Origin of the sequence: Streptomyces sp. NPDC088794, from assembly GCF_044750545.1 — a bacterium.
GTDB lineage: Bacteria > Actinomycetota > Actinomycetes > Streptomycetales > Streptomycetaceae > Streptomyces.
This window is the reverse complement of sequence record NZ_JBIVKB010000009.1, coordinates 183,260-201,869: the sequence shown is the minus strand read 5'-3', so window position 1 is coordinate 201,869 and position 18,610 is coordinate 183,260. Positions and strand designations below refer to the sequence as shown.

17 protein-coding genes are annotated in these 18,610 nt (G+C 71.5%); 13 read left to right on the top strand and 4 right to left on the bottom strand.

What is annotated here, in order from left to right; all coding sequences use genetic code 11:
• The first annotated feature begins 131 nt into the window (after positions 1-131).
• The 8 genes from ACIP6U_RS25400 (at position 132) to ACIP6U_RS25365 (ending at position 11,392) form a co-directional block, all read left to right on the top strand.
• A complete protein-coding gene (locus ACIP6U_RS25400; RefSeq protein ID WP_401721946.1) occupies positions 132-1,442 on the top strand; it encodes an MFS transporter in 1,311 nt (436 codons plus the stop codon).
• An 86-nt stretch (positions 1,443-1,528) separates the two neighbouring features.
• A complete protein-coding gene (locus ACIP6U_RS25395; RefSeq protein ID WP_401721943.1) occupies positions 1,529-2,272 on the top strand; it encodes an SDR family oxidoreductase in 744 nt (247 codons plus the stop codon).
• A gap of 4 nt (positions 2,273-2,276) precedes the next feature.
• A complete protein-coding gene (locus tag ACIP6U_RS25390; protein ID WP_401721940.1) occupies positions 2,277-3,488 on the top strand; it encodes an aspartate transaminase in 1,212 nt (403 codons plus the stop codon).
• Positions 3,485-4,159, top strand: a complete 675-nt coding sequence (locus tag ACIP6U_RS25385) for a 4-carboxy-4-hydroxy-2-oxoadipate aldolase/oxaloacetate decarboxylase (protein WP_401721937.1) — start codon at positions 3,485-3,487, stop codon at positions 4,157-4,159. The genes ACIP6U_RS25390 and ACIP6U_RS25385 overlap by 4 nt, the downstream gene beginning before the upstream one ends.
• Before the next feature lie 162 nt (positions 4,160-4,321).
• Positions 4,322-8,503, top strand: a complete 4,182-nt coding sequence (locus ACIP6U_RS25380) for a molybdopterin-dependent oxidoreductase (RefSeq protein ID WP_401721934.1) — start codon at positions 4,322-4,324, stop codon at positions 8,501-8,503.
• Positions 8,504-8,703: 200 nt separating this feature from the next.
• On the top strand, positions 8,704-9,165 hold the full coding sequence (locus tag ACIP6U_RS25375) for a molybdopterin-dependent oxidoreductase (RefSeq protein ID WP_401721932.1): 462 nt from the start codon (positions 8,704-8,706) through the stop codon (positions 9,163-9,165).
• Positions 9,166-9,196: 31 nt separating this feature from the next.
• Positions 9,197-10,132, top strand: a complete 936-nt coding sequence (locus ACIP6U_RS25370; protein WP_401721930.1) for a LysR substrate-binding domain-containing protein — start codon at positions 9,197-9,199, stop codon at positions 10,130-10,132.
• Positions 10,133-10,237: 105 nt separating this feature from the next.
• Complete coding sequence (locus tag ACIP6U_RS25365) at positions 10,238-11,392, top strand: NAD-dependent formate dehydrogenase (RefSeq protein WP_401721927.1); 1,155 nt, start codon at positions 10,238-10,240, stop codon at positions 11,390-11,392.
• 65 nt (positions 11,393-11,457) lie between these two features.
• Here ACIP6U_RS25365 and ACIP6U_RS25360 read toward each other — a convergent pair whose 3' ends face one another.
• From ACIP6U_RS25360 to ACIP6U_RS25350, 3 genes are all read right to left on the bottom strand, one after another.
• The gene (locus ACIP6U_RS25360; protein WP_401721925.1) at positions 11,458-12,099 is read right to left on the bottom strand and encodes a DUF305 domain-containing protein; all 642 of its coding nucleotides are present in this window, start codon (positions 12,097-12,099) and stop codon (positions 11,458-11,460) included.
• Between the two features lie 99 nt (positions 12,100-12,198).
• Positions 12,199-12,591 carry a DUF6153 family protein gene (locus ACIP6U_RS25355; protein ID WP_401721922.1) on the bottom strand — a complete coding sequence of 131 codons (393 nt, stop codon included), beginning with the start codon at positions 12,589-12,591 and terminating at the stop codon, positions 12,199-12,201.
• Positions 12,592-12,646: 55 nt separating this feature from the next.
• Positions 12,647-13,132, bottom strand: a complete 486-nt coding sequence (locus ACIP6U_RS25350; RefSeq protein ID WP_401721920.1) for a DUF5990 family protein — start codon at positions 13,130-13,132, stop codon at positions 12,647-12,649.
• A 105-nt stretch (positions 13,133-13,237) separates the two neighbouring features.
• Between ACIP6U_RS25350 and ACIP6U_RS25345 the strand changes: the two genes are divergently transcribed.
• The 4 genes from ACIP6U_RS25345 (at position 13,238) to ACIP6U_RS25330 (ending at position 16,618) form a co-directional block, all read left to right on the top strand.
• On the top strand, positions 13,238-13,915 hold the full coding sequence (locus ACIP6U_RS25345) for a hypothetical protein (RefSeq protein WP_401721917.1): 678 nt from the start codon (positions 13,238-13,240) through the stop codon (positions 13,913-13,915).
• 38 nt (positions 13,916-13,953) lie between these two features.
• Positions 13,954-14,715: a YcnI family protein gene (locus ACIP6U_RS25340; RefSeq protein ID WP_401721915.1), complete on the top strand. Its 762-nt coding sequence runs from the start codon at positions 13,954-13,956 to the stop codon at positions 14,713-14,715.
• A 129-nt stretch (positions 14,716-14,844) separates the two neighbouring features.
• Positions 14,845-15,549: a hypothetical protein gene (locus ACIP6U_RS25335; RefSeq protein ID WP_401721913.1), complete on the top strand. Its 705-nt coding sequence runs from the start codon at positions 14,845-14,847 to the stop codon at positions 15,547-15,549.
• Between the two features lie 526 nt (positions 15,550-16,075).
• Positions 16,076-16,618, top strand: a complete 543-nt coding sequence (locus ACIP6U_RS25330) for a sigma-70 family RNA polymerase sigma factor (protein ID WP_401722355.1) — start codon at positions 16,076-16,078, stop codon at positions 16,616-16,618.
• Between the two features lie 790 nt (positions 16,619-17,408).
• Here the strand turns inward: ACIP6U_RS25330 and ACIP6U_RS25325 are convergent.
• On the bottom strand, positions 17,409-17,927 hold the full coding sequence (locus ACIP6U_RS25325; protein ID WP_401721909.1) for a MarR family winged helix-turn-helix transcriptional regulator: 519 nt from the start codon (positions 17,925-17,927) through the stop codon (positions 17,409-17,411).
• A 147-nt stretch (positions 17,928-18,074) separates the two neighbouring features.
• Between ACIP6U_RS25325 and ACIP6U_RS25320 the strand changes: the two genes are divergently transcribed.
• A complete protein-coding gene (locus ACIP6U_RS25320; protein WP_401721906.1) occupies positions 18,075-18,590 on the top strand; it encodes a YceI family protein in 516 nt (171 codons plus the stop codon).
• Positions 18,591-18,610 lie beyond the last annotated feature (20 nt).

The following is an 18,610-nucleotide window of genomic DNA, read 5'->3' as shown; positions in this document are numbered from 1 at the left end:
CCGCTCCCTCCCCACCCGCACACAGCCCACCCGCACACAAACCCACCTCCTCCCGCCAACCCGCAGGAAGCACCCCGCACGGAGCCGCAACACCCCTCATCCCACGCCTGCCGCTCAAGACAGGAGACGCCATGAGTACCGTGGCCGCTCAACCAGTCCCCAACACGGTCGATCCCAGAACCGCCCGCAAGGTCACCCTCGCCGGATGCGTCGGAATCTTCGCCGAGCTCTACGACAACGGCATCTTCGGCTTCATGGCCGGATCGCTCGCCGCGGTCTTCTTCCCCGGCTCGGACAACGCGATCCAGCTCGTCTTCCTCGGCTACGCCGTCTCCTTCTTCTTCCGCCCCCTCGGCGCCGTCATCTGCGGTCACCTCGGCGACCGCATCGGACGCCAGCGGATGCTGGTCTTCGTCATCATGCTGATCAGCATCGCCACCGCGGCCATCGGCATCCTGCCCACCTACGCGAGCATCGGCGTCGCCGCGCCCGCCCTGCTGATCCTGCTCCGCGTCGCCCAGGGCTTCTCCGTCGGCGGCGAGGCGTCCGGCGCCATGAGCTTCCTCGCCGAGCACGCCCCGGAGGGCAGGCGCGGCCTCTACACCAGCTACGCGCAGATCGCCTCGTTCCTCGCCCTGCTCACCGGCACCCTGGTGGCCGCCGCCATGACCAGCGGACTCGGCGACGACCGCATGCAGTCCTGGGGCTGGCGCATCCCGTTCCTGCTCGCCGTGCCGCTCGGCATCACCGGCATCTACATCCGCAAGCGCATCAGCGACACACCCAACTTCACCCGCCTCAAAGAAGAGGACGGGCTGTCCAAGAACCCCCTCAAGGAAGCGTTCAAGTCGCCCGAGCACCGCCGCGCCATGCTGCTCGCCCTGTTCATCCCCCTGATGAACGGCTCCGGTTACTACGTCCTGTTCAGCTACATGCCCACCTTCATGAGCAGCGAGCTGGGCTTCGGCAAGGTCCAGGGGCTGCTCGTCACCGCCTCCAGCCTGGTCGCGATCTGTATCGCCATCCCGTACATGGGCCGTCTCTCCGACCGCATCGGCCGCAAGAGGGTCATCGCCGGCGCCGCGATCGCCATGGCCGTCGTCGGCATCCCCTGTTACCTGCTGATCGGCACCGGCAACGTGGCCCTCGCCGTCATCGGCGCCTGTGTCATGGCCGTCGTGTTCGCCGGGCACACCGGAGTCATCCACATCCTGCTCGTCGAGCTCCTCCCGACCCGCGTGCGCTACTCCGCCTACGGCCTGGGCTACAACGTCTCCTCCGCCCTCTTCGGCGGCACCGCCCCGCTGCTCATGACCTACCTGATCGACCGCACGGGCAACGTCAACATGCCGGCCTTCTACGCCGTCATCACCGCACTCGGCACGCTCATCGCCGTCTCCCGAGTGACGGACCGGGCGCATCTGCCCCTGCGCGACGCCTGACGGCCCCGCGAACTCCCGGCACCCGCACGGCCCGCACACCCCCCACCCCGCACACCCCCCACCCCGCACAGCAAGGAGCCCTCAGCATGCCCATCTCCGACTACAGGACGGCCCTCGTCACCGGAGCGTCGACCGGCATCGGAGCCGTGGTCGTCGAACGCCTCGCCAAGCGCGGCCTCGAGGTCCACGCCGTGGCCCGCACCGCCGACCGGCTCAACACCCTTGCCGACGAGACCGGTTGCATCCCGCACGCCGTCGACATCACCGACACGGAGGCGCTCACCGCCGTCCTCGACGGCCTGGAGATCGACGTCCTCGTCAACAACGCGGGCGTCTCCCGGACCGGCAACATCCTGACCGCCGACGAGTTCGCCGTCGACGAGCAGGTCGCCGTCAACATCCAGTCCGTGCTGCACCTGGTACGGCTGCTCATGCCCGGCATGGTCGAGCGCGACCTCGGCCACATCGTCAACATCAGCTCCATCGCCGGTGTCTACAACTTCGGCGGCAACACGATCTACCACGCCACCAAGGCCGCCGTGCACACCCTCTCCCGCCAGCTGCGGGTCGACGGCTACGGCCGCCGGGTCCGCGTCAGCGAGATCTGCCCCGGCCGCGTGGAGACGGAGATCTTCGGCCGGCTGCTCGGCGACATGGAGGCCGCCCAGCGCGAGTTCTACGACGGCTACGAGTCCCTCAAGCCCGAGGACATCGCCGACGCCATCGAGTTCGCCGTCGACGCGCCCCGGCACGTCAACATCGGCCACATCGAGATCCTGCCCACCTTCCAGGTGCCGGGCGGCCTCAACTTCGAGCGCAGGGAGGGCTGATCACATGAAGACGGCACAGCGGCTGCACCGCATCAAGCCCTCCCCGAGTACGGCGGCGGCCCAGCGCGTCCGCGAGCTGAAGAGCCAGGGCCTCACCATCCTCGACCTCACCGTGGGCGAGCCCGACTTCGACACCCCCGACCACGTCAAGGCCGCCGCGATCAAGGCCATCGAGGCGGGCGAGACCAAGTACACGCCGGTGAACGGCACTTCGGCCCTGCGCGCCGCGATCGCCGGCAAACTCCGCGAGCGCCACGGACTCGACGTCACCGACGCGCACATCACCGTCGGCGGCGGAGCCAAGCAGGTCATCTTCCTCGCCCTGATGGCCACTCTGGACGAAGGGGACGAGGTCATCGTCCCCGCCCCGTACTGGGTGTCCTACCCGGACATGGTCCGCGCCAACGACGGCACGCCGGTCATCGTCGACTGCCCGGAGACGGACGGCTTCAAGCTGACGCCGGAGCGCCTGACGGCCGCGATCACCGGCCGCACGCGCTGGGTCGTCCTCAACACCCCCGGCAATCCCACCGGATCCGCCTACACCACCGCCGAACTGCACGCCCTCGCCCAGGTGTTGCTGGCCCACCCCCACGTCCGCGTCCTCACCGACGAGATCTACGACGAGATCTGGTACGGCGACGAGGACACCCCCTCCCTCGCGGCCGCCGAACCCCGCCTGGCCGACCGGGTGTTCCTCACCAACGGCGTCTCCAAGACGTACGCGATGACGGGCTGGCGCATCGGCTACGGGGTGGGTCCGGCGGACCTGGTGACCGCGATCAACACCCTCCAGTCCCAGACCTCCTCCTGCCCTTCCTCCATCAGCCAGGCCGCCGCTGCGGCCGCGCTCACGGGACCGCAGGACTTCGTACGGGACACCGTGCGCGTCTACCGCGAACGCCGCGACGCGACCGTGAAGCTCATCAACGATGTACCCCGGCTCAGCTGCACCGTCCCGGACGGAGGCTTCTACCTTCTGGTGAACTGCCGTGCGGCCATTGGGCTGTTGACACCGGAGGGCCGGCTGATCGAGGACGACGAGGACTTCGCCCGTCACCTGCTCGACAGCCGCCAGGTAGCGGTGATCCACGGAGCCGCGTACGGCGCGCCCGGCTACTTCCGTATCTCGTTCGCCACCTCCGCGGAGGTCCTCGCCGAAGCCTGCACCCGTATCGCGGCCGCCTGCGCGGCCCTCTCCGAAAGGTCCTCATGATCCGCGTCAGCACCAAGTTCGAGCGGCCGGAACCCTCCGTGGTCCGGCAACTGAGCGCCTTCTCCTCGGCCACCGTCCACGAGGCACAGGGCCGGCTCGGGGCGCTGGACTCGGCGATCAAGCCGGTCGACCATCGCATGTCCCTGTGCGGCCCCGCCTTCACCGTCCAGTGCGCGCCGCGCGACAACCTCATGCTCCAGACCGCCATCGCCTACGCCCGGCCCGGCGACGTCGTGGTCGTGTCCGCCGGCAACTACGAGGAGGCGGGCTCCTTCGGTGACGTCCTCGCCAACGCCTGCCAGTCCAAGGGCCTCGCCGGACTGATCACCGACACGGGCGTGCGGGACACCGAGGACCTGCGCGACCTGGGTTTCCCGGTCTTCTCCCGCAGCGTCTCCATCAAGGGCACGGTCAAGGAGACCGTCGGCCCGATGTGCGAGCCGGTCACCATCGGCGGCGTGCTCGTCCGCCCCGGCGACGTGATGCGGGCCGACGCCGACGGTGTAGTCGTCGTCCGCCAGGAGGACGCGGCCGAGGCGGTCGCCGCCTCGCAGCGGCGGGTCGACACGGAGGCGGAGTTCATCGCGGCGTACCGGGCGGGCCGCACGGTCGTCGAGATCTGCGGCCTCGAACCGCTGCTGGCGGCGAAAGGCCTGGTCATCGAGGAGTAGGGCGCCGCGAGGCCCTGGCCGGCGACCCCTCTCACACCGTCCGCCCCGCCCCTGTGCGTCCCGCGTAACCCCGGCCGACCGGCCCAGGAGACACCGGCGTAATGGGCATTTCGTACGGTCGCGGAAGCTCCACCCGCACGGGACGATCAGGAGAGGCAGGGGATGCCCGTGGCCGCGCCGCACTCGGGGAACGCCGGCACGAGGAAGGTGCGCACGGTCTGCTCGTACTGCGGAGTGGGCTGCGGCATGGTCCTCGACGTCGGCATGGGCCCGGACGGACGGCGTACGGTCCTGAAGGCGTCCGGCGACAAGGCGCACCCCGCGAACTTCGGCCGGCTGTGCACCAAGGGCGCGACCACCGCCGACATGCTGGCCGCGCCCGGCCGGCTGACCACCGCCCTGCGCCGGCCCGAGCGGGGCGCGCAGGAGGTGCCCGCCGCCCTGGCCCCGGCGATCACCGAGACGGCCCGACGGCTGCGCGCGATCATCGACGAGCACGGGCCCGACGCGGTCGCCTTCTACGTCTCCGGGCAGATGGGGCTCGAAGCCCAGTACCTGGCGAACAAGCTGGCCAAGGGGTTCGTGCGGACCAACCAGATCGAGTCGAACTCGCGGCTGTGCATGGCCAGCGCCGGCACCGGCTACAAGCTGTCCCTCGGGGCGGACGGGCCGCCCGGCTCGTACCAGGACCTCGACCGCGCCGACGTCTTCTTCGTCATCGGCTCGAACATGGCCGACTGCCACCCGATCCTCTTCCTGCGCATGATGGACCGGGTGAAGTCGGGCGGGGCGAAGCTGATCGTCGTCGACCCGCGCCGCACCACCACCGCCGAGAAGGCCGACCTGTTCCTCCAGGTCAAGCCGGGCACCGATCTGGCCCTGCTCAACGGACTGTTGCACCTCCTGTACGAGAACGGGCACACCGACCCCGACTTCATCGCCCGGTACACCGAGGGCTGGGACGCCATGCCCGCCTTCCTCGCCGACTACCCGCCCGCCGCCGTCGCCGAGATCACCGGCCTCGCCGAGGACGACCTGCGGGAGGCCGCCCGGCTGATCGGTGAGGCGGGGGAGTGGACCAGTTGCTGGACCATGGGCCTCAACCAGTCCACGCACGGCACCTGGAACACCAACGCCCTGGTCAACCTGCATCTCGCGACGGGCGCCATCTGCCGCCCCGGCAGCGGCCCCTTCTCCCTCACCGGTCAGCCCAACGCCATGGGTGGCCGGGAGATGGGGTACATGGGGCCGGGCCTGCCCGGCCAGCGGTCCGTGCTGGTCGACCAGGAGCGGGCGTTCATAGAGGAGTTGTGGGGGCTGCCGGCCGGCAGCGTCCGCGCCGACGGGGTCGGCAAGGGCACCGTCGAGATGTTCCGGAAGATGGCCGACGGCGAGATCAAGGCCTGCTGGATCATCTGCACCAACCCGGTCGCCTCCGTCGGCAACCGCAAGACGGTCATCGAGGGCCTGGAGGCGGCCGAGTTCGTCGTCACCCAGGACGCGTTCGCCGAGACCGAGACCAACGCGTACGCCGATGTCGTGCTGCCCGCCGCCCTGTGGACCGAGTCCGAGGGCGTCCTCATCAACAGCGAGCGCAACCTCACCCTCGCCGCCCCGGCCGCCGACCCGCCCGGCGAGGCGATGGCCGACTGGCGGATCATCGCGGCCGTCGCCCGGGAGATGGGCTACGAGGAGGCCTTCTCCTACGACAGTGCCGAAGACATCTTCGAGGAACTCAAGCGGGCCTGGAACCCGAAGACCGGCTGGGACCTGCGCGGAGTGACCTACGAACGGCTGCGCTCCACGCCCGTGCAGTGGCCGGCCCCGACCGAGGACGGACCCGACCGCAACCCGGTGCGGTACGTCAACGAGGACGGCTCGCTCACCTTCCCCACCGCGAGCGGCCGTGCCGTCTTCTTCGCCCGCCCGCACGTCCCGGCCGCCGAAATGCCCGACGACGACTACCCGTTCGTCCTCAACACCGGGCGCCTGCAACACCAGTGGCACACACTCACCAAGACCGCGAAGGTGCCCAAGCTGAACAGGCTCGACCCCGGGCCCTTCGTCGAACTGCATCCACAGGACGCCGCCCAACTCGGCGTAAGCGACGGCGACTCGGTGGAGGTGGCTTCCCGGCGCGGGCGTGCCGTGCTGCCCGCCGTGGTCACCGACCGCGTACAGCCGGGGAGTTGCTTCGCGCCCTTCCACTGGAACGACGTGTTCGGGGAGTACCTGAGCGTCAACGCGGTCACCAGTGACGCCGTCGATCCGCTGTCCTTCCAGCCCGAGTTGAAGGTCTGCGCGGTGTCGCTGACGAAGGTGTCGACGCCGGTGACGGTACGGATACCGGGGCCGGGCGTGGTGGGTTCGGGAACGGAGAGGTCGGGCACGGAGAGCTCGGATACGCAGAGGCTGGATACGGAGAAGCCCGGCGCGGCGATCGTGCCCTCCGGCGGACCCTTCGGTCTCGAACCCGGCCCGCCGCCCCAACTCACCGCCCTCGAACGGCAGTACCTCGTCGGCTTCCTGGCCGGCATCCCCTCCGGCGCCCCGGGCGTGCCCGTCCTCCCGCCCTCCGCGCCCTTCAGCGCCGAGCACGCCCTGTGGGTCAACGGCGTGCTGGCCGGCATGTACTCGCGGGCGACGCCGGGCACCGCCGACACCCTGCTGCCGGCGAGGTCGCCCGGCCGTGAGGTGGTGATCCTGTGGGCCTCGCAGACCGGCAACGCCGAGGAGTTCGCCGCCGCGATCGCCGAGCGGCTCAAGACGGACGGTCACGCGCCCTCCCTGCTCGGCATGGACGAGACCGACCCCGCCACCCTGCCGCCCGGCGCCGATCTGCTCCTCGTCACCAGCACGTTCGGCGACGGCGACGCCCCCGACAACGGCACCGGCTTCTGGGAGACCCTGGCCGCCCCCGACACCCCGCGCATGGAGGGCCGCCGCTACGCCGTCCTGGCCTTCGGTGACTCCTCCTACGACGATTTCTGCGGCCACGGCCGCCGCCTGGACCAACGCCTGCGGGAACTGGGCGCGTCGAGCCTGACGCCCCGCACGGACTGCGAGCCGGACTACGAGGACGCGGCGCACGCGTGGCTGGACGAGGTGCTCACGGCGCTCGCCGGAGCACCGGAACGGGAGCCCACGCCGACGGCCCCCGTGTCCACGACCCCCGTGCCGACGGCCCCCACCCCGACCGCGCCCGCAGGGGCACGTACACGAAAGCCCGTCCCCGTCACCGCCCGCCTCACCGGCAACCGCCTCCTCAGCCGCCCCGGTGCCGGCAAGGAGGTCCGCCGGTTCACCTTCGACACCCGTGACAGCGAGACCCCGCTCGTCTACGAGGCGGGCGACGCGCTCGGCGTCCGGCCGCTCAACTCCCGTGCCCTGGTGGGGGAGTGGCTGACCGTCACCGGTCTGGACGCGGCCGCGGCGGTCGACGTGAACGGCGTAGGAGAGGTCCCGCTCGGTGAGGCGCTGCTGCGGCACCTCGACATCACCCGGATCACCCCGGGACTGCTCCGCTTCCTGACCGAACGGGTCGGCGACCCGCGGGAGTTGAAGAAGCTTCAGCGCCCCGACAACAAGGACGGCCTGGCGAAGTGGTGTTGGGGCCGGCAGGCCGTCGACGTGGTCGCCGAGCACCCGGTCCGGGCCGGCGCCCAGGAGTGGACGGACGTCCTCGGGCGCCTCCAACCTCGCCTGTATTCCATATCGTCCAGCCCGCTGACCGACCCCCACCAGGTCTCCCTCACCGTCTCCGTCGTGCGCTACGAGAATCTGGCGGGCCGCCCGCGCCAGGGCGTCTGCTCCCCGTTCCTCGCCGACGCCGAACCGGACACCCCCGTACCGGTGCACGTCCAGCGCTCCCCGCACTTCCGCCCGCCCGTCGACCCCGCCACCCCGATGGTCATGATCGGCCCCGGCACCGGAGTCGCCCCCTTCGTCGGCTTCCTGGAGCAGCGCCGCGCCCTCGGCCACCGCGGCCCCAACTGGCTGTTCTTCGGCGAACAGCACCGGGCCACCGACTTCTACTACGAGGACGAGCTGACCGATCTCCTCGCCGACGGCACCCTCGACCGCCTCGACACCGCCTTCTCCCGCGACCAGCGCGCCAAGGTCTACGTCCAGGACCGCATGCGCGAACACGGCCCCCTCCTCTGGTCCCGCCTCCAGGAGGGCGCCCATCTCTACGTCTGCGGCGACGCCTCCCGCATGGCCAAGGACGTCGACCGGGCCCTGCGGGACATCGCCGCCCTGCACGGCGGTCTCGACGAGGCCGGGGCGGCGGCGTACGTGAAGCAGCTCGCGGCGGACAAGCGGTACGTCAGGGACGTGTACTGAGCGGCTCCGGCCGGAGGCGAGGAGCGGTTCCAGGGAGATGCGAGGAGCGGCCGGCTCCCGACAGAGGTGAGCGAGACGGCAGATGCGAGGGTGAATTCTTCTTTTGCCTCGCACAAGCTTGGCTGAATTGCTGTTCACATGCGCAGACGCGTTTGTCGAGCCCCGTCTCCCGGGTACCGTCTTGCGGGAGGTGGTGGCCCGTGAGCCAGTCCCTGATCCAGCCGGTCGCCGAGCTCGCCCTGACCGGGGACCTCGCCCGACCGGCCCGGCTGACCGTGCCGGACCTGCTCGGCTGGCCGCAGCACCGGGTCCGGGTGACCTTCGACTGCGCCACCAGCGGCCCCCAGCACCACCACTTCACGGGACCGCGGCTGTACGACGTCCTCACCGACGCCGGACCCGGCTTCGACCCCCGCCGCCGCAAGGACCGGCTGCGCTTCCTGATCGCCGTCACCGGCACCGACGGCCACCACGCGCTGCTGACCTGGGCCGAGATCGACCCCGACTTCGCGCACGCGCCCGTGCTGCTCGCGGCGAGCATCGACGACACCCCGCTCGACCTTGCGGGACCGCAACTCGTGCTGCCGCAGGACCGCTGCGGCGCCCGCTACATCAGCGGCATCAGCGCGATCCGTGTCGACGGGGGTTACCCGGGACCGTGAACCAGGACCGGTAACAGGGCACTCTGATCACATGCTGCTCCGCAGGCTCGAATACCTCGTCGCACTCGCCCGCGAACGCCACTTCGCGCGCGCCGCGGCCGCCTGCTACGTCTCCCAGCCGACCCTGTCCGCCGCGATCCGCCGCCTCGAACACGAACTGGACGTCCCGATCGTGCGCCGCGGCAGACGGTACGAGGGCCTCACCCCCGAGGGCGAGGTGGTCCTGGCATGGGCGCACCGCATCCTCGCCGAACGGGACGCCCTGCAACAGGAGTTGTCGGCCCTGCGCGACGGCCTCGCCGGCACCCTGCGGCTCGGTGTCGTGCCCACCGCGCTGCCCGCCGCCTCCCTGCTCACCACCCCGTTCTGCGACCGCCACCCGCGCGCCCGGGTCACCCTGGAGTCGCTGTCCTCCGTCGACATCACCCAAGGACTCACCGAGTTCGAGCTGGACGCGGCGATGACCTACCTCGACGACGACACCCTGCGGCACGTACGCCGCATCCCGCTCTACGAGGAGCGGTACGTCCTGCTCACCCCCGTCGGTGGCCCGTTCGCCGGAGTGGCCAAAGCCCGCTGGTCCCAGGCCGCCGCGCTGCCGCTGTGCCTGCTCAACCCCCGTATGCGCAACCGCCGCATCATGGACGAGTGCTTCGCCGCCGAGGGCGTCACGGCCACGCCCGCCATCGAGTCGGACAGCGTCGCCGGGCTCTACGCCCATCTGACCGGCGGCCGTTGGTCCAGCGTGATCTCGCACGCGTGGCTGTACATGTTCGGCGTCCCGGACGGCATGCGGGTCATCCCGCTGGAAGGGCCCGCGCACGGGCCGCGGGTCGGCCTGGTCGTCGCTCACAGCGAGCCCCAATCGGTGCTGGCCGAGGCGCTGTTGAAGGTCGCGCGGGAGGCGGGGGTGCGGGACGCGCTGGACGAACTGCTGCACACCTACCTGGGCAGCGCCGGGAGTTGATAGCCGTCGGCTATCCCGACATCACAAAGAACGCTTTGACCAGGGCGATCGTCCGCGAGCATCGTGAACAGCACCTTCCCGCAACGCCAGTTGAGGAGCCGCGACATGGCCAAGGTGCTCTGCGTGCTGTACGACGACCCCACCGACGGTTACCCGACCACGTACGCCCGCGACGACCTCCCCGCGATCGACCACTACCCCGGCGGCCAGACCACCCCGACCCCCGAGGCGGTCGACCTCACCCCGGGCCAGCTCCTCGGCAGCGTCTCCGGCGAACTCGGCCTGCGCGCCTTCCTGGAGAAGGCGGGCCACACCCTCGTCGTCACCTCCGACAAGGACGGCGCGGGCTCCGCCTTCGACCGTGAACTGGTCGACGCGGACGTCGTGATCTCGCAGCCCTTCTGGCCCGCGTACCTCACCCCGGAGCGCATCGCCGCCGCGAAGAACCTCAAGCTCGCCGTCACCGCCGGCATCGGCTCCGACCACGTCGACCTGGACGCCGCGATCGCGCACGGCGTGACGGTCGCCGAGGTGACGTACTGTAACAGCATCAGCGTCGCCGAGCACGTGGTGATGATGACCCTGTCGCTGGTGCGCAACTACCTGCCCTCGCACCAGGTCGTCCTCGACGGCGGCTGGAACATCGCGGACTGCGTGGAGCGTTCGTACGACCTCGAAGGCATGCAGGTCGGCACGGTCGCCGCCGGACGGATCGGGCTCGCGGTGCTGCGCCGGCTCGCGCCCTTCGACGTGAAGCTGCACTACACCGACCGGCACCGGCTGCCCGAGGACGTCGAGCGCGAGCTGGGTCTGACCTGGCACGAGAGCGCCGCCGCCATGGTGCCGCACTGCGACGTCGTCACCATCAACGCGCCGCTGCACCCCGAGACGGAGGGTCTGTTCGGCGACGAGCTGATCGGCTCGATGAAGCGGGGCGCCTATCTCATCAACACCGCGCGGGCGAAGATCGCCGACCGGGACGCCGTCGACCGGGCCCTGCGCAGCGGGCAGTTGGCGGGATACGCGGGTGACGTCTGGTACCCGCAGCCGGCCCCCGCCGACCACCCCTGGCGGACCATGCCGCACCACGGCATGACCCCGCACATCTCCGGTTCCTCCCTCTCCGCGCAGGCCCGTTATGCGGCCGGTACCCGGGAGATCCTGGAGTCCTTCTTCGCGGGGCGGCCCATCCGCGACGAGTATCTGATCGTGGAGGGCGGCCACTTGGCGGGCACGGGCGCCCACTCGTACTCCGTGTAGAGGGGTAGAGGGGGGCGGGAGGATGGGAGGGCCGGTGCCCGGCACCGGTCCTCCCACCCGCTCACTCAGCCCTTGCCGAGGAGCTTCTTCATCTCGGCGATCTCGGCGGTCTGGCCGGTGACGATGTCACCGGCCATGTCCTTGGCGGGACCGTAACCGCCCTTGCTCTTCTCGGTGTTGGCCATGGTCACAGCCCCCTGGTGGTGCTCGGTCATCATGGTCAGGAACATGGTGTCGAAGGCGGTACCGGACGCCTTCTTCAGCTCGGTCATGTCCTGGTCGGCCATCATCCCCGGCATCCTGGAGTGCTCCGAGTGGTTCATGCCGGGCTTCTCGCCCCAGGCCTTCAGCCAGCCGGACATCGTCCTGATCTCCGGGTCTTGAGCCTTCTCGATCCGCGAGGCCAGGCTCTTGACCTGGGCCGACGAAGCTCGGTCGGCGGCGAGCGAGGCCATCTCCAGGGCCTCCTGGTGATGCGGGATCATGCCCTGCGCGAAGGACACGTCCTGGGCGTTGTGGCTGCGGGCGCCGGTGCCCGTGCCGGTCGAGGACGCGGTGGCACCGTGGCCGCTGTCACCGTCCTCACTGCCGCAAGCGGCGAGGACGAGCGCGGTGGACACGGCGGCGGCCACCAGGGCGACGCGGCGGACGGGCGACGTACGCAGTGGTGACGTACGAATCCGGGACGTACGAACGGTGTTGCGCATGCGGGAACTCCTGCTGTGCGAAAGGGATCTGGCGTGTGAGGGCGTGCGCGAGCCCACCGCGTCGCCCCGACGACGGGGGCGCGGTGCTCGCAACGGCCTCTAGATCCGCAGGAGTTGGAGTTCGGCCAGGTCCGGTGGCGCACGGCCGCCGTCCGGCGCGGTGACGGCGTACGAGTGCGGCGATTCGGCCGGTACGGCGGCGGCCACCGGGTCGGGCACGAGCGCGGGCAGCGCGGGCCCGCCGCTCACCGCCCCGGACACGCAGGTGCGGTCGGCGTGGTGCATCTGCCCCGAGCCGCAGTCGTCGCCGGCACAGTCCCCGTGCGCGGCGGCCGCGACCGTCATGTGCCGGTCGGGGGAGTGCTCGTGCATATCGCCACCGGGAGCCAGCGCGTGCATGCCGAGGAGTCCGACCAGCAGCCCGAGCACGAGCAGCGCCCGCCACCGCACGGGGTGCGGCGGCGCGGTGCGTTGCTGTGCGCGGGCTGTCACGCGGCTCATGCTACGCACACCGTTCCGGCCCGCTCGCGGTCACCCTCGGCGACGGTCACTTCTGATCGGGGCTGTCGCTCTCCGCCGTCCAGACGATCCGCGGCGGCACCACGCGCGCGCAGAGCGGCCCGCCGCGGGCGTCCGTCAGCCCGAGCCGCCCGACCAGCAGCCCCTCGCGCACGGCGGCGTCGAGCACCTCGCCCGGCACTGCGTCCAGCATCAACTTGGCGCGGCGGAACATGGTGAAGGCGCCGGCCTCGTCGACCGACCCCCACGAGAGGTACACGAACCGGCCGCCGGGTCCGCCCTGCACATAGGGCCCCTTCACATCCGTACCGTCCCCGGAGACGACGGCGGTGCACTCCAGCGTCCACCTCGCGGACCCGGCGTCCCCGGGCGTGGCACCGAGCAGCTCGGCCGGACGGTTCCGGCGCTGCACGGCGACATGGATGTTCGAGTACGACGGGACGCCCTCGGCGGGTCCGCACGCGCGGCCCGGCAGGTCGACGGCGTCGATACGGATGCGCAGACCGGCCGTCATGCCGTCACCGCCTCGGTTCGTTGCCCTGTGGGACTCCAGTGTGCGGCTGTGGGCTTCGGTATCCGCGGGGCGGGGCCGCACCGGCGCGTGGCAGGATCAGGCGCCATGACGGCGTCTCCTACGGTACGCACGCTGCGCGCGGCGGTCTTCGCCGCGCTGTGCGTGCTGCTCGCCGCCGGCGGACACGCCCTGGCCACCGGTTCGGCACCGCCCGTGTGGGCGCAGGCCGTCGGATTCGCGCCGGTCTTCGGGGCCGCGTACCTGCTGGGCGGCCGGGAGCGCTCGCTGGCCGCCATCGGGGCCGCCACCCTCACCGCCCAGGGCGGACTGCACCTGACCTTCGACGCCGCCCGCGGCCACGGTTTGGGCTCTCTGCGCTCGATGACGTCCATGCAGGGCATGACCTCGATGCGGGGTATGTCGGGGATGCAGGGCATGGCGTCCGGGCACGGTATGCGGATGGCCGCGCACGTGCAGGTCCACAGCCACACCCATGCCCTGACCCCGCACGCCACCGCCGCCCACGTCACGGCCGCGGTCCTGCTCACCTGGTGGCTGCGGCGCGGCGAGGCCGCCCTGTGGTCGCTGCTGCGCCGGGCCGCCGCGCTGGTGCCGGGTCTCGCGGCGTGGTGGCAGGTGCGCGACGGCGCGCGGGACGTGCCGGCCGCACCGGACGCCGTGGCCCTCTGCGCGGTCCGGCCACGACCGCTCGGACAGCAACTCCTGCTGCGACACGCGGTGCAGCGGCGCGGGCCGCCGCTGGGGACTTCGTACGCGAACTGACCCCAACACACCTTTCCAGTACGGAGATCGGCCCACCCATGTCCTCAGTACGCGCCACCCTGCGCCGCGCCGGAATCGTCACCGGCCTCGCCGCCACCGCGATCATGACCGCCGCGGGCATCGCCTCCGCGCACGTCACCGTCCATCCCGAGAGCTACGCGAAGGGAGCCACGGACGGCGTTCTCACCTTCCGCGTGCCCAACGAGGAGGACACCGCGAGCACCACCAAGGTGCAGGTCTTCCTGCCCACCGACCACCCCGTCCTCGGCGTGCTCGTCTCCCCGCACGACGGCTGGACCGCCAAGGTCACCACCACCAAGCTCAAGACGCCGGTCAAGACCGACGACGGCACGATCACCGACGCGGTCTCCGCGGTCACCTGGACCGGCGGGAAGATCGGCGCCGGACAGTTCGAGGACTTCGACGTCGCCTTCGGCCAACTGCCCGACGACACCGACCAGTTGACCTTCAAGACCCTCCAGACGTACTCCGACGGCAAGACCGTCCGCTGGATCGAGGAGGCGCAGTCGGGCGACGAGGAGCCGGAGAACCCGGCGCCGGTCCTGAAGCTGACCGCCAAGGGCGCCGCGGAGGACGGCGATTCGGCGGCCGCGCCCTCCGCGTCGGCGACCACGCAGGCGTCCGCGTCCGACAGTTCGGGTACCTCCAGCAGTTCCGACGCCAGCGACTCCACCGCGCGCGGGCTCGGCATCGCCGGTCTCGTCGTGGGCGTACTGGGCCTGGCGGCGGCCGCGTTCGCCGTCGCGCGCGGTCGGTCGGCGGGGGCCGGCAAGGAGTAGGAACCCGGCCCCGGACCTGGCCGCTCCCGTCCTTGTGTCCCGGGTCACAGCCTGTGAGGTGAGTCTGGTCCCCTGTGCACTTCCGTACTCACCTCTACCGGCGACAACCCGGATGCAAGGATGAGGCGCATGAAGCCAGGGTGGTGTGCACGCACGACACGAGCCGCGGTGTTCGCGGCCGTGTGCGTGCTGCTCGCCGCCCTCGGCCACGTGCTGATGTCCGGCAGCGAGGTGCCCCTGTGGGCGCTCGCCGCCGGCGCGGCCGTGACCGGCGCCGCGGGGTGGTGCCTGGCGGGCCGTGAACGCGGGCTCCCGCTGATCGTGGCCGTCGTGGTCGCCGCCCAGACCCTGCTCCACTCGGCGTTCTCGCTGGCGCAGTCGGCGCACGTCGACGCGGGGCACGCCATGGACTCCATGGACATGGGCGGGATGCACATGTCCTCGACGGGCTCCATGGACATGGCCTCGATGGGCACGACGGCGTCCATGTCCGGGGGTTCGGGGAGCCCGACGGGTGTCGCGGACTCCATGGACATGGGCTTCTCCCTGCACGGCACCTCGTCCTCCCTCGGCATGCTCGCCGCCCACCTGCTGGCCGCGCTGCTGTGCGGTCTGTGGCTGTCGTACGGGGAACGCGCGGCCTTCCGCATCCTGCGGGCCGTCGCCGCGCGGCTGGCGGCCCCGCTCGAGCTGCTGCTCGCGCTGCCCGCCACCCCGGACCGCCCGCGGGTACGCCCGCGCCGCCGGCGCTCCGACCGGGCGCCGCGCCTGCTCCACCTCACCCACACGATCACCTCTCGGGGGCCGCCCACGGCCACGGCTGTCGTCCGATGACAGCCGGTTCCCGGGGCGGCCCCTGCGCACGCCCCGGTCACGGCCGTACGCGCGCGTCGACGCCGTAGGGCCGACCTCCCCTTGCACCGGACCGCCCGCGCCTGGGCCGTGTCCGCAAAGTCCCTCCCTCAGCGGGGGTTCCCCAGCCACGCGACGCCCGGCACGCACTCTCGCCGCACCGAGCGAAAGCCCGAGTACGCCCAGTACGAGGTCTTCCGCCCAGCACCCCCCAGCTTCCGTCCGGGGGACCCCGAGAGCACGCACCGGATGCCGCGCGGCCCGCCCTCCCGGCGGACGACGGGACTTTGCGGACACGACCTGACGCGCCCACGGTCCGGATCACGGATCCCGAGAAGGACCCCAGGTGATCACTCCTGCCCTGCCCGCGCCCCGCGCGGAAACCGACGTCAAGGCCGACGTCCTCGATGTCGCCGGCGCCCAATGCGACCCGGCCGACGTCCTCGACCCCTTCGACCCCTTCGACCCCTTCGACTCCCTCGACAGGTTCGACACCCTCGACGAGTCCATAACCGCGTGGGCCCTCGCCGCCCGGACCGGCGATCAGGTCGCCGTCGAGCGCTTCGTGCACGCCCTGCACCGCGACGTCCGGCGCTACGTCGCCCATCTGTGCGCCGATCCGCAGGCCGTGGACGACCTCGCGCAGGACACGTTCCTGCGGGCGCTCGGCAGCCTGCACCGGTTCGAGGGCCGCTCCTCGGCCCGCTCGTGGCTGCTGTCCATCGCCCGCCGCGCGGTGATCGACGGTTACCGGTACGCCGCGGCACGCCCCCGGCAGTGCGACGCGCCGGACTGGGAGCCGGCCGCCGAACGCGCTCAGCCGCGGGGTCTGCCGGGCTTCGACGACGGCGTGGTCCTGCTCGACCTGCTGTCCGCGCTGCCGGACGAGCGCCGGGAGGCCTTCATCCTCACCCAACTCCTCGGCCTGCCCTACGCGGAGGCCGCCGCGGTGAGCGACTGCCCAGTGGGGACCGTCCGTTCACGAGTGGCCAGGGCGCGCGCCACACTCGTGGACCAACTGACGGACGCGGACGCGGTGTTGATGGCGTGAGCCGGGTGCGGTGCCCGGTCTGTGGTGGCTGGGAGGGTTGGGCCATTCGCGGGCCGGGCGCGCGCTCACTGCGCGCAGGCTTGAGCGCGGCGTTCGCCGTGCGGCGGCCTGGGCAAGGGACGCGTTCGGGCCAACTGGTGGACGCGGAGTGGGTGTTGGTGGCCTGAGCCGGGTGCGGTGCCCGGTGCGCGGTGGCTGGGAGGGTGCGGCCATGCGCGGGCCGGGCGCGCGCTCACCGTGTGGCGGCTTGAGCGCGGCGTTCGCCGTGCGGCGGCCTGGGCAAGGGACGCGTTCGGGCCAACTGGTGGACGCGGAGTGGGTGTTGGTGGCCTGAGCCGAGCGCGGCGCCCGGTGGCTGAGAGGGTTGGGCCATTCGCGGGACGGGCGCGCGCTCACCGCGTGGCGGCTTGAGTGCGCGTCCGCTGTTCGGGTGCCTGAGGAAGGGGCGCGTTCGGGCCAACTGACGGGCGCGGGGCGGTGTTGATGGCGTGAGCCGGGTGCGGTGCCCGGTGTGCGGTGGCCTGCGCAAGGACCATGCTCGGGGCAACCGGTGGACGCGGAGTCGGTGTCCATGGCCCGGCCTGACCGCCGCACTCACCGTGTCGTGGCCCCAGCCGCTCGGTGGCCCGGGCGCGCGGAACGTGCCCTGCGGGACAACTGGTCACCGCGGGAGCCGTGTTGACCGCCTGACCCGAGCGACGGGCTCGCTGCGCGGTTGTCCGGCGCGGTGCCCATCGTCCGACGGCCACGCGGTGGCCCGAGCGCAACCCCACCACCCGGCGGGGCCCCGCTACTCCGCCGTCGGCGCCCCGCCGTCCGACCTCTCCGCGAGGTCGGGCAGCAGGCCGCACACCGCTTCCCGTTCGGCCGGTCCTACGAAGCGGGCGAGTGCCTTGCTGACGGTCTCGGTGAGGACGCCCGAGGCGCCCTCGAGGAGGTCGCGGCCCTTCTCGGTGAGGGCGACCTGGACGCCCCGCCGGTCGCCGGAGACCGACGTGCGGGTGACCAGGCCGGCGTGCTGGATGCAGGCGATCTGATAGGTGAGCCGGGTCTTCGGGCGGCCCAGGAGCTCCGCGATCTGCGTCATCCGCAACCCCGTCCTGGGCTGCTCGGCGAGCAGGCACAGGATCAGGAACTCGTCGTGGGAGACATCGAGCCGTTCCTTCACGACCGACCGCAGCTGCTGCTCCACCGCCCCCGTGGCCGCCAGCAGGACCATCCACGCCCGAAGCTCCGGGGGCAGCAGGCCCTCACCGCTCGCGGACGGGCATTGCGGCAGCTGGGCGGAGTGCTCCTCGGGGTCGGCCATGGCATCGAGTCTACCTGTTGTCCAATTTTGGACAGGCCTCGGCGCGGAGGGCGTCGCGGGGTTGTTCAGATTTGGATAATGGGCTAGCGTCACAGTCATCCAAATTTGAAGCAACCAAATTTGAACTACCCGGACTGGAGAACGATCATGACCGTCGCCGTGGAAACAGGCCTGTGGCAGCTCGACACCACCGCCTCCACCGTCGCCCTGCGGCACAAGACGATGTGGGGCATGGTCACCGTGAAGGGCACCCTCGACGCCGTCGAGGGCCAGGGCGAGGTGACCGCCGCCGGGTCGGCGACCGGCACCGTGACGCTGAGCGCGGCCTCCATCGACACCAAGAACCGCAAGCGTGACGAGCACCTGCGCGGCGCGGACTTCTTCGACGTCGAGAACCACCCCGAGATCACCTTCGCCGTCCGCACCGCGGAACTGCGTGCGGGCGAGACCGTCGAGGTCGCCGGTCAGCTGACCGTGCGCGGCATCAGCCGCCCGCAGTCCGTCACGGCGAAACTGACCGGCGCGAGCGCCGACGCGCTCACCCTGGACACGGAGTTCACCGTGGACCGCGCCGAATTCGGCCTGGGCTGGAACCAGATGGGCATGATCCGCGGCCTGACCACGGTCACCAGCACGCTCCGCTTCGTCCGCGCACAGGCCTGATGCTCGTCAACCACCCTTTG

Coding starts and splice junctions, on each gene's coding strand:
- ACIP6U_RS25360 (WP_401721925.1), bottom strand. CDS start 12,099: ATGCGCAACACCGTTCGTACGTCCCGGATTCGTACGTCACCACTGCGT.
- ACIP6U_RS25365 (WP_401721927.1), top strand. CDS start 10,238: ATGGCCAAGGTGCTCTGCGTGCTGTACGACGACCCCACCGACGGTTAC.
- ACIP6U_RS25320 (WP_401721906.1), top strand. CDS start 18,075: ATGACCGTCGCCGTGGAAACAGGCCTGTGGCAGCTCGACACCACCGCC.
- ACIP6U_RS25325 (WP_401721909.1), bottom strand. CDS start 17,927: ATGGCCGACCCCGAGGAGCACTCCGCCCAGCTGCCGCAATGCCCGTCC.
- ACIP6U_RS25340 (WP_401721915.1), top strand. CDS start 13,954: ATGTCCTCAGTACGCGCCACCCTGCGCCGCGCCGGAATCGTCACCGGC.
- ACIP6U_RS25370 (WP_401721930.1), top strand. CDS start 9,197: ATGCTGCTCCGCAGGCTCGAATACCTCGTCGCACTCGCCCGCGAACGC.
- ACIP6U_RS25385 (WP_401721937.1), top strand. CDS start 3,485: ATGATCCGCGTCAGCACCAAGTTCGAGCGGCCGGAACCCTCCGTGGTC.
- ACIP6U_RS25395 (WP_401721943.1), top strand. CDS start 1,529: ATGCCCATCTCCGACTACAGGACGGCCCTCGTCACCGGAGCGTCGACC.
- ACIP6U_RS25345 (WP_401721917.1), top strand. CDS start 13,238: ATGACGGCGTCTCCTACGGTACGCACGCTGCGCGCGGCGGTCTTCGCC.
- ACIP6U_RS25380 (WP_401721934.1), top strand. CDS start 4,322: ATGCCCGTGGCCGCGCCGCACTCGGGGAACGCCGGCACGAGGAAGGTG.
- ACIP6U_RS25335 (WP_401721913.1), top strand. CDS start 14,845: ATGAAGCCAGGGTGGTGTGCACGCACGACACGAGCCGCGGTGTTCGCG.
- ACIP6U_RS25350 (WP_401721920.1), bottom strand. CDS start 13,132: ATGACGGCCGGTCTGCGCATCCGTATCGACGCCGTCGACCTGCCGGGC.
- ACIP6U_RS25390 (WP_401721940.1), top strand. CDS start 2,277: ATGAAGACGGCACAGCGGCTGCACCGCATCAAGCCCTCCCCGAGTACG.
- ACIP6U_RS25400 (WP_401721946.1), top strand. CDS start 132: ATGAGTACCGTGGCCGCTCAACCAGTCCCCAACACGGTCGATCCCAGA.